The 7,997-nt window shown below is 64.3% G+C and carries 9 protein-coding genes; all 9 read left to right on the forward strand.

Annotated features, from left to right (window positions below):
• Positions 1–353: 353 nt before the first annotated feature.
• The 9 genes from serS to HMPREF0372_RS08720 all read left to right on the forward strand — a co-directional run bounded on the left by serS (position 354) and on the right by HMPREF0372_RS08720 (position 7,869).
• On the forward strand, positions 354–1,655 hold the full coding sequence (serS, locus tag HMPREF0372_RS08680; RefSeq protein ID WP_007491005.1) for a serine--tRNA ligase: 1,302 nt from the start codon (positions 354–356) through the stop codon (positions 1,653–1,655).
• A gap of 36 nt (positions 1,656–1,691) precedes the next feature.
• Complete coding sequence (locus tag HMPREF0372_RS08685) at positions 1,692–1,910, forward strand: hypothetical protein (RefSeq protein ID WP_007491007.1); 219 nt, start codon at positions 1,692–1,694, stop codon at positions 1,908–1,910.
• A 54-nt stretch (positions 1,911–1,964) separates the two neighbouring features.
• Positions 1,965–2,381 carry a large conductance mechanosensitive channel protein MscL gene (gene mscL, locus HMPREF0372_RS08690; RefSeq protein WP_007491009.1) on the forward strand — a complete coding sequence of 139 codons (417 nt, stop codon included), beginning with the start codon at positions 1,965–1,967 and terminating at the stop codon, positions 2,379–2,381.
• Positions 2,374–2,724, forward strand: a complete 351-nt coding sequence (locus HMPREF0372_RS08695; protein ID WP_007491012.1) for a hypothetical protein — start codon at positions 2,374–2,376, stop codon at positions 2,722–2,724. Before mscL ends, HMPREF0372_RS08695 begins: the two co-directional genes overlap by 8 nt.
• 2 nt (positions 2,725–2,726) lie before the next feature.
• Positions 2,727–3,437, forward strand: coding sequence for a 16S rRNA (guanine(527)-N(7))-methyltransferase RsmG (gene rsmG / locus HMPREF0372_RS08700; protein WP_007491014.1), 711 nt, complete (start codon positions 2,727–2,729; stop codon positions 3,435–3,437).
• A gap of 91 nt (positions 3,438–3,528) precedes the next feature.
• Positions 3,529–4,269, forward strand: a complete 741-nt coding sequence (gene minD, locus HMPREF0372_RS08705) for a septum site-determining protein MinD (protein WP_007491016.1) — start codon at positions 3,529–3,531, stop codon at positions 4,267–4,269.
• 32 nt (positions 4,270–4,301) lie between these two features.
• The gene (locus HMPREF0372_RS08710) at positions 4,302–4,718 is read left to right on the forward strand and encodes a methylglyoxal synthase (RefSeq protein WP_007491017.1); all 417 of its coding nucleotides are present in this window, start codon (positions 4,302–4,304) and stop codon (positions 4,716–4,718) included.
• Positions 4,719–5,531: 813 nt separating this feature from the next.
• A complete protein-coding gene (gene hisS / locus HMPREF0372_RS08715) occupies positions 5,532–6,884 on the forward strand; it encodes a histidine--tRNA ligase (RefSeq protein WP_007491021.1) in 1,353 nt (450 codons plus the stop codon).
• Between the two features lie 64 nt (positions 6,885–6,948).
• Positions 6,949–7,869, forward strand: coding sequence for an S-layer homology domain-containing protein (locus tag HMPREF0372_RS08720; RefSeq protein WP_007491023.1), 921 nt, complete (start codon positions 6,949–6,951; stop codon positions 7,867–7,869).
• Positions 7,870–7,997 lie beyond the last annotated feature (128 nt).

The following is a 7,997-nucleotide window of genomic DNA, read 5'->3' on the forward strand; positions in this document are numbered from 1 at the left end:
CCCACGCGACCCGCTCCGCTGGGCTCCCGTGGGGCCCCATCTGCACAAAGTCCGCTCCATTCCATCCGGCGCACGGCGCCGGATATCCATTGCACTCCCTTGTCCCTCCGCTTCCCCACGCGACCCGCTCCGCTGGGCTCCCGTGGGGGCCCCATCTGCACAAAGTCCGCTCCATTTCATCCGGCGCTGTGCGCCGGATATCCATTCCACTCCCTTGTCCCTCCGCTTCCCCACGCGACCCGCTTCGCACTTTTCTCTCCCCTATAGGGGCGGCTTTATGGTCGCCCGCGGGCGACTACAAGGGTCGCCCCTACGGGTTTATCTCACACCACTTTATTGAAGGAGAATCAACCATGCTGGACATTAAATTTATCCGGGAAAATCCCGACGCCGTGAAGGAGAACATCAAGAAGAAATTTCAGGAACAGAAGCTCCCCCTGGTGGATCAGGTGCTGGAGCTGGACGCAGAGAACCGCCGTACCATCCAGGAGGCCCAGGAACTGCGCACCGCCCGCAACGCCAAGAGCAAGCAGGTGGGCGTACTGATGGGGCAGTCCAAGAAAGACCCCTCCAAGCTGGCGGAGGCCGAGGCGCTGAAGGCCGAGGTCAAGGCCGACGCCGACCGGCTGGCCTTCCTGGAGGGCCGGGAGACCGAGCTGGCCGCGGAGATCCGCCGCATCCTGCTCCAGATCCCCAACATCATCGATCCCTCCGTGCCCATCGGCCCCGACGACTCCTGCAACGTGGAGGTGCAACGCTTCGGCGAGGCAGCAACCCCCGCCTTTGAAATCCCCTACCACACCCAAATCATGGAGTCCTTCGACGGCATCGACATGGACGCCGCCGGCCGGGTATCCGGCGCGGGCTTCTACTACCTGATGGGCGACATCGCCCGCCTCCACGAGGCGGTGCTGGCCTACGCCCGCGACTTCATGATCGACAAGGGCTTCACCTTCTGCATCCCCCCCTTCATGATCCACGGCAACGTGGTGGAGGGCGTCATGAGCCAGACCGAGATGGACGCCATGATGTATAAGATTGAGGGAGAGGATCTCTACCTCATCGGCACCTCAGAGCACTCCATGATCGGCAAGTTCATCGACCAGATCATCCCCGAAGACAAGCTGCCCCAGACCCTCACCTCCTACTCCCCCTGCTTCCGCAAGGAGAAGGGCGCCCACGGCATCGAGGAGCGGGGCGTCTACCGCATCCACCAGTTCGAGAAGCAGGAGATGGTGGTGGTGTGCAGGCCCGAGGAGTCCATGGACTGGTACGAGAAGATGTGGCGCTGGTCGGTGGAGCTGTTCCGCTCTCTGGACATCCCCGTGCGCCAGTTGGAGTGCTGCTCCGGCGATCTGGCCGATCTCAAGGTCAAGTCCTGCGACATCGAGGCGTGGAGCCCCCGCCAGCAGAAGTACTTCGAGGTGTGCTCCTGCTCCAACCTGGGCGACGCCCAGGCCCGCCGCCTCAAGATGCGGGTCAAGGGGGAGAACGGCACCTACCTGCCCCACACCCTCAACAACACCGTGGTGGCCCCTCCCCGCATGCTCATCGCCTTCCTGGAGAACAACCTCCAGGCCGACGGCAGCGTGAAGATCCCCGCCGCCCTGCGGCCCTATATGGGCGGCAAGGAAGTGCTGACGCCCAAGCAGTAAGCCGCTCTCCCACGTATTGAAAGGAGCGCCTTTGTCATGAAGCACCGCTTACCGGCCGCCGCTCTCCTGCTCGCCGCCGCCCTGCTGCTGGGCGGCTGTGCCGCCGGGCCCCAGCCCGCGGAATCCGCCCAGCCGGAGGAGACGCTTACCCAGGAGCAGATTGACGCCATCTCAGAAAAGTACGGCCTGGAATCCCCCACCCCGCACACGCCCCCCATGGATATGGACTGGGGCTGGAGTGTCAAGAATCCCTAACTGGGGCTATTCTCCCCGTTCTTTTGTCGCTTATCGTTTAAATAAGGAGTTTTTATGTCTGCTAAAGAGAAAACCACCGGCTTTTTGGCCGAATTCCGCAAATTCATTGCCCGGGGCAATGTGATGGATCTGGCCGTCGGCGTCATCATCGGCGGCGCGTTCAAGGGAATCACCGACTCCCTGGTAAACGACATCCTCAACCCGGTGCTCGGCATCTTTGCCGGGGACAATGAGGCCCTGGCTGGCCTGGCCATCCCCCTGCCCGGCGGCGGCGACCTCATGCTGGGCAGCTTTCTCAACGCCGTGCTCAGCTTCCTGATTATGGCGTTTGTGGTGTTCTGCATCGTCAAGCTGCTGAACCGTCTCCACAAAAAGGAGGAGGCCGCCCCTCCCCCGCCCCCCAAGCCATCGGCGGAGGAGGCGCTCCTCACGGAGATCCAGGATCTTTTGAAGGAGCAAAAAAATGGCTGAACTACCAGATAATAAAAACCAGGAGGAGCCGTCCTCCTACACCCCCGCCTCCCCGGTCAAGCGGATCATCGCCTGGGTGGGCGTGGTCTACATGCTGATCTTCGTCGCCTTCAACCTCTACCCGTTTTTTCACGGCGGAACCTATCTCCGGGGGCTGGCCCCCCTGCTGGTCTGCCCCGGCGCCGCCGGACTGGCGGTGATTGCCGTCTGGCAGTTCCGCCGGCCGGAGTGCACCTACTCCAAAAAGGCCTGCATGGCCCTGCTGGCGGCGGCCTGCGGAGTGATCTTTGTAATCGGCCTGGTGCAGGGCGTCCCCGCTCTGCTGGCCGGACTGGGGGTGTGAGCATGCAAGCGCGTATTGCCTCCGGCCTGACCGCCCTGGGCCTCACGCCCCCCGACGGGGCGGCGGCCCGGCTGGCCGAGTACGGCCGTCTGCTGCTGGAGCAGAACCAGGTCATGAACCTCACCGCCATCACCGAGCCCGATCAGGTGGCCGATCTCCACTTTCTGGACTCCGCCGCCCTGCTCACCCTGGGGGAGGACTTCCGGGACAAGCGGCTCATCGACGTGGGCACCGGCGCGGGCTTCCCCGGCCTGCCCCTGCGCATCCTGGAGCCCAGCCTTCAGCTCACCCTGCTGGACAGCCTGGGCAAGCGGGTGAATTGGCTTGCCTCGGTGTGCGATACCCTGGGCCTGGAGGGGGTGGAGTGCCTCCACGCCCGGGCGGAGGAGCAGGCCCTGGTGGACGGCTACCGGGACGGCTTCGACTACGCCGTGTCCCGGGCCGTGGCCTCCCTGGAGCTCCTGTGCGAGCTGTGTCTGCCCTATCTGAAGGTGGGCGGCAGATTTCTGGCCATGAAGGGCGTGGACAGCGGCGAGGAGATCAACCACGCCGCCCGGTGCATCTCCATCCTCGGCGGGCGGCTGCTGCCCAGTGTGGACTATGTCATTCCCGGCGCCAATGTGCGCCACCGGGTGGTGCTGGTGGAGAAGTGCGCCCCCACCCCCAAGGGCTACCCCCGCCGGTGGGCAAAGATACAGAAAGCCCCGCTGTAGCAGGAATTTTCTCACTATTCTGCACAAAAACCCATTGATTCCACTGTGGAAGTATGATATGGTATTTACGTCAAACAACGGGAGTGAACCTATGTCCACTGCAATTGTGATCACGTCGGGAAAGGGCGGCACGGGAAAGACCTCCATTACCGGCGGTGTAGCCTCCTGTCTGGCCGCGCTGGGCCACCGGGTGCTCTGCATCGACATGGATATCGGCCTGCGCAACCTGGACCTGACCTTGGGTCTGAGCGACCGGGCGCTGATGGACTTCACTGACGTGCTCTGCGGCCGCTGCACACTGGAGCGGGCCGCCGTCCCCCACCCCGTCATCCAGGGCCTGTTCCTCCTCACCGCCCCCGTCACCCTGCCCGAAGCGCCGCTCAGCGAGGCGGCCATGAAGGAGCTGATTCACCGGGCCAGGGAGGGGTACGACTACATCCTGATGGATTCGCCAGCAGGGCTGGGCGAGGGGTTCCGTCTGGCCTGCTGTGCGGCGGACCGGGCCGTGGTGGTTTCCACGACCGACGCCTCCGCCCTGCGGGACGCCCAGCGCACGGTTTCGGTGCTCCGGAACCGCATCCCCCGCATCCATCTGGTGGTCAACCGGGTACAACCCCGGCTGCTCCGCCGCCTTCACACCACCATTGACGACGCCATGGACGCCGCCGGCCTGCCCCTGCTGGGCATTGTGCCGGAGGATCCCCAGGTGATGCTGTGCGCCAACCAGGGCCAGCCCCTCATTCTCCGGGCCAGCCGGGGCGCCGCCGTCGCCTATCTCAACATTGCCAAGCGCCTGCTTGGCCAGAAGGCCCCCCTTATGAAAATACGATAAGCGCAACACGCTGTGGAAGAGAGGTTAGTACGATGAATATTGCCCTGATGAGCCATGACCGGAAAAAAGAGCTGATGGTGCAGTTCTGCATTGCCTACTGCGGCATTCTCTCCAAGCATACCATCTGCGCCACCAACACCACCGGCCGCCTGGTGGCCGAGGCCACCGGCCTGCCTGTCCAGCTCTTCCTCTCCCACGAGCACGGCGGCAGCCAGCAGATCGGCGCCCGCATCGCCTACAACGAGATCGACATGGTGCTTTTCTTTTCCGACCCCCAGTCCAACGATCTGGACGCGGATCTGAAGTATATTACCACTCTCTGCGACCAGTACAACATCCCCTTCGCCACCAATGTGGCTACGGCGGAGATTCTCATCCACGGCCTGGAGCGGGGGGACCTGGACTGGCGCGATATCATCAACCCCAAGACCAAGCCCTTTACCGCCTGAGCCGTAGCTCGTTCCGTCCCCCCGCTCCAGGACGCCGCCTACGGGCGGCGCGGCGGCGTATGCCGCCGAAGGCCGACGAAATTTAGTTCCGGCGGTCGCAAATAAAATCACCGGGGTCCCCGCACGGTGCAAGGCACCGGGTGGGGCGCGGGGGGATCTGGACTGGCGCGATATCATCAACCCCAAGACCAAGCCCTTTACCGCGTAACTGGGCGGTTCCCGGTTGACTTTTTCCCCGCTTTGGGGTAGTATTGTGGAGCAAAAACCGCCCTGACGGGGCAAGTACCGCCCACACCGCCGCAGCAGAGAAGGGCGCCTCCGGCTGAAAGCGTCCGCGGCAGGAGGCCGGGAGACGGCCTTACCAGCGGGCCCGGAGACGGGTGTGGTCCCCTTCCCGCAACAGAAGGACAGAGGGAGCGGAATTCCGCTCTGAACATGGGTGGCACCACGAAAGCAGGCGCTTTCGTCCCGTGGAAGGGGACGAGAGCGCCTTTTTACGGCCCAACCTGCGGCCTCTGAATCCCCCGCCGCCCGGTAGGGGCCGACGCCCCAGGGCGGCCTCTCTTGCCCCTCTGGGGCAATTCACCTTCTGCCTACATCGGCCCGGCCATTGTGGAGACGGGACGCACCCTGTCCGGCTTCATGGAACTGCTGACCCCAGCGGGTCGGTGCCCCGCCGGGGCCCCTCTTTTTCATTCAAACAAGCCGAAGTGAATTCGGACTGTTCCAAGGTTTTGCTGCGCAAAACGCTTGACGCCGCTTCCGCGGCGGCGCGGGCAGCAGCCTCAATTACTGTTAAAAAGGAGCATCACTATGGCCCAGATCAAACCCCGCACCCTGTCCGGCTTCATGGAGCTGCTGCCCGCGCGGCAGGTACAGTTCGACCGGATGGTGGAGATTCTGCGCAAGTCCTATTCCCTGTACGGCTTCACCCCCCTCGACACCCCGGCCATCGAGGCGGCCGAGGTGCTGCTGGCCAAGGGCGGCGGCGAGACGGAGAAGCAGATCTACCGCTTCACCAAGGGCGACTCCGACCTTGCCCTCCGCTTTGATCTCACCGTGCCTCTGGCCAAGTATGTAGCCCTGCACCAGAATGAGCTGACCTTCCCCTTCCGCCGGTTCCAGATCTCCAAGGTCTACCGGGGAGAGCGGGCCCAGAAGGGCCGCTACCGGGAGTTCTACCAGGCGGACATCGACGTCATCGGCGACGGCAGCCTGGACATCACCAACGAGGCAGAGATCCCCTCCATCATCTACAAGACCTTTACCGCCCTGGGTCTGCGCCGCTTCAAGATCCGGGTCAACAACCGGAAGGTACTCAACGGCCTGTTCGCCATCCTGGGCCTGGAGAAGCAGGCCGGGGACGTGATGCGCACCATCGACAAGCTGGAGAAGATCGGCCCGGAGAAGGTGCGCGCCATCCTGACGGACGACTTCGCCGTACCCGGCGGGGCGGCCGACGCCCTGCTCGCCCTCCTGGCCGCCGGCGATCCCATGGCCGCGCTGGAGCCCTTCAAGGGGAAGAACGAGCTTTTCGATCTAGGCGTGGCCGAGCTGGAGACCGTGGTCAGGTATATGTCCGCCTTCGGCGTGCCGGAGGAGCACTTCACGGTGGATCTCACCATCGCCCGCGGCCTGGACTACTACACCGGCACCGTGTACGAGACCGTCATGCTGGATCACCCGGAGGTGGGTTCCATCTGCTCCGGGGGCCGTTATGATAACTTGGCGGAATATTATACCGATAAACAACTCCCCGGAGTCGGTATTTCCATCGGTCTGACCCGCCTGTTCTCCGTACTGGAGGCCCAGGGCTATCTGAACGACGCCCTGGTCACCGCCCCGGCGGACGTGCTGATCCTCCCCATGACCGAAGAGCTCTCCCCCGCCATCTCCTTCGCCACCGCCCTGCGGGACGCGGGGGTGCGCGCCCAGCTCCACTGCGAGAAGAAAAAGTTCAAGCAGAAGCTGTCCTATGCGGACAAGCTGTCCATCCCCTACGCCGCCTTCCTGGGGGAGGACGAGATTCAGCAGAACAAGGTGACGGTAAAGGATCTGACCACCGGGCAGCAGCAGACCGTGACGGCCGGGGAGGCCGTGGCCCTGGTGCAGGCCGGGCTGGCGGCCCGGGCGGGCGGTACTCCCATCCAAGAGCCGGAGGCCTGATGGAACTTTCTCCCCATGTCCCCGTCTAAATGGGGAAAACCCGACGTACAGGAGGAAATGTTCCATGAAACAGCAGCTCATCGCCCTGGCTCTCTCCACCGCCCTGCTGGCAGGCTCCGCCGCCGCCATCGCGCCGGAGGAGGCCTTCCCCGCCGTCAACACCTATCCCGGCTTTGCCGATGTGGCCGGCTCGGCCTGGTACGCCGCCACCGTCCAGACCTGCTATGAGGTGGGCCTCATGACCGGCACCGGCGCCGGCTTTGCCCCCGACCAGGTGCTTACCGTGGGCGAGGTGGCCGCCATCGCCGCCCGCATGAACGAGGCCATCACCGGCGACTCCATTTACCTGGTGGATTCCACCCTGCCCTGGTACGCCTCCTATGTGGACTATCTGGAAAAACTGGGGGTGGAGGTGCCCGATCCCGTCAAGCAGGCCACCCGCCAGGAGTTCATCGCCATGCTTGCCGCCGTGGTGCCCGAGGATATGCTGACCCCCATCAACCAGATCACCGCCCTGCCCGACACCGCCGACGCCGCCGTGCTGTCCTTCTACAACGCCGGCATCCTCACCGGCGTGGACGACTGGGGCACCTTTGCCCCCGACAAGACCCTCACCCGGGCGGAGACCGCCGCCATGGTGGCCCGGGTCGCCCGGCCGGAGCTGCGGGAGAGCTTCACTCCCGCCGACTACGCCATGTTCACCGCCGCCTACCTCAAGCCCGCCGACGTGCTCTTCACCAACGGCGTCACCGCCGGGCAGTATCTGCCCTATGTCCAGACCCTCATCGACGGCCTGGAGGCCGACTGCGCCGCCCAGGGCATGGAGTTCAACTGGTTCAACACCGTGGACGGCGTGATCTTCCTGGACTATGTGGAGGACACCGCCCTGGCCCACTTCGGCGTCACCGCCAAGGACGTCACCCAGCTCTACAAGGACTTCGACATGCAGGTGTATTACAGCCGCTATCTGGATCAGAAGGGATAAGCTCCGGGCGGGTGTGGGCACCCGCCCCTACACCCTCTATACGCCCCCTTACCCGTAGGGGCGGCCCTTGTGGCCGCCCGTGTCCCACATAGGGGCCGATGCCCACATCGGCCCGCCTCCGGGCGGGG

The sequence above is a fragment of the Flavonifractor plautii ATCC 29863 genome, assembly GCF_000239295.1.
Taxonomy (GTDB): domain Bacteria; phylum Bacillota; class Clostridia; order Oscillospirales; family Oscillospiraceae; genus Flavonifractor; species Flavonifractor plautii.

What these genes read in the sequence shown, in the direction of transcription:
- HMPREF0372_RS08720 (WP_007491023.1), top strand. Translation starts at nt 6,949, where the DNA reads ATGAAACAGCAGCTCATCGCCCTGGCTCTCTCCACCGCCCTGCTGGCA.
- HMPREF0372_RS08695 (WP_007491012.1), top strand. Translation starts at nt 2,374, where the DNA reads ATGGCTGAACTACCAGATAATAAAAACCAGGAGGAGCCGTCCTCCTAC.
- rsmG (WP_007491014.1), top strand. Translation starts at nt 2,727, where the DNA reads ATGCAAGCGCGTATTGCCTCCGGCCTGACCGCCCTGGGCCTCACGCCC.
- HMPREF0372_RS08710 (WP_007491017.1), top strand. Translation starts at nt 4,302, where the DNA reads ATGAATATTGCCCTGATGAGCCATGACCGGAAAAAAGAGCTGATGGTG.
- serS (WP_007491005.1), top strand. Translation starts at nt 354, where the DNA reads ATGCTGGACATTAAATTTATCCGGGAAAATCCCGACGCCGTGAAGGAG.
- minD (WP_007491016.1), top strand. Translation starts at nt 3,529, where the DNA reads ATGTCCACTGCAATTGTGATCACGTCGGGAAAGGGCGGCACGGGAAAG.
- HMPREF0372_RS08685 (WP_007491007.1), top strand. Translation starts at nt 1,692, where the DNA reads ATGAAGCACCGCTTACCGGCCGCCGCTCTCCTGCTCGCCGCCGCCCTG.
- mscL (WP_007491009.1), top strand. Translation starts at nt 1,965, where the DNA reads ATGTCTGCTAAAGAGAAAACCACCGGCTTTTTGGCCGAATTCCGCAAA.
- hisS (WP_007491021.1), top strand. Translation starts at nt 5,532, where the DNA reads ATGGCCCAGATCAAACCCCGCACCCTGTCCGGCTTCATGGAGCTGCTG.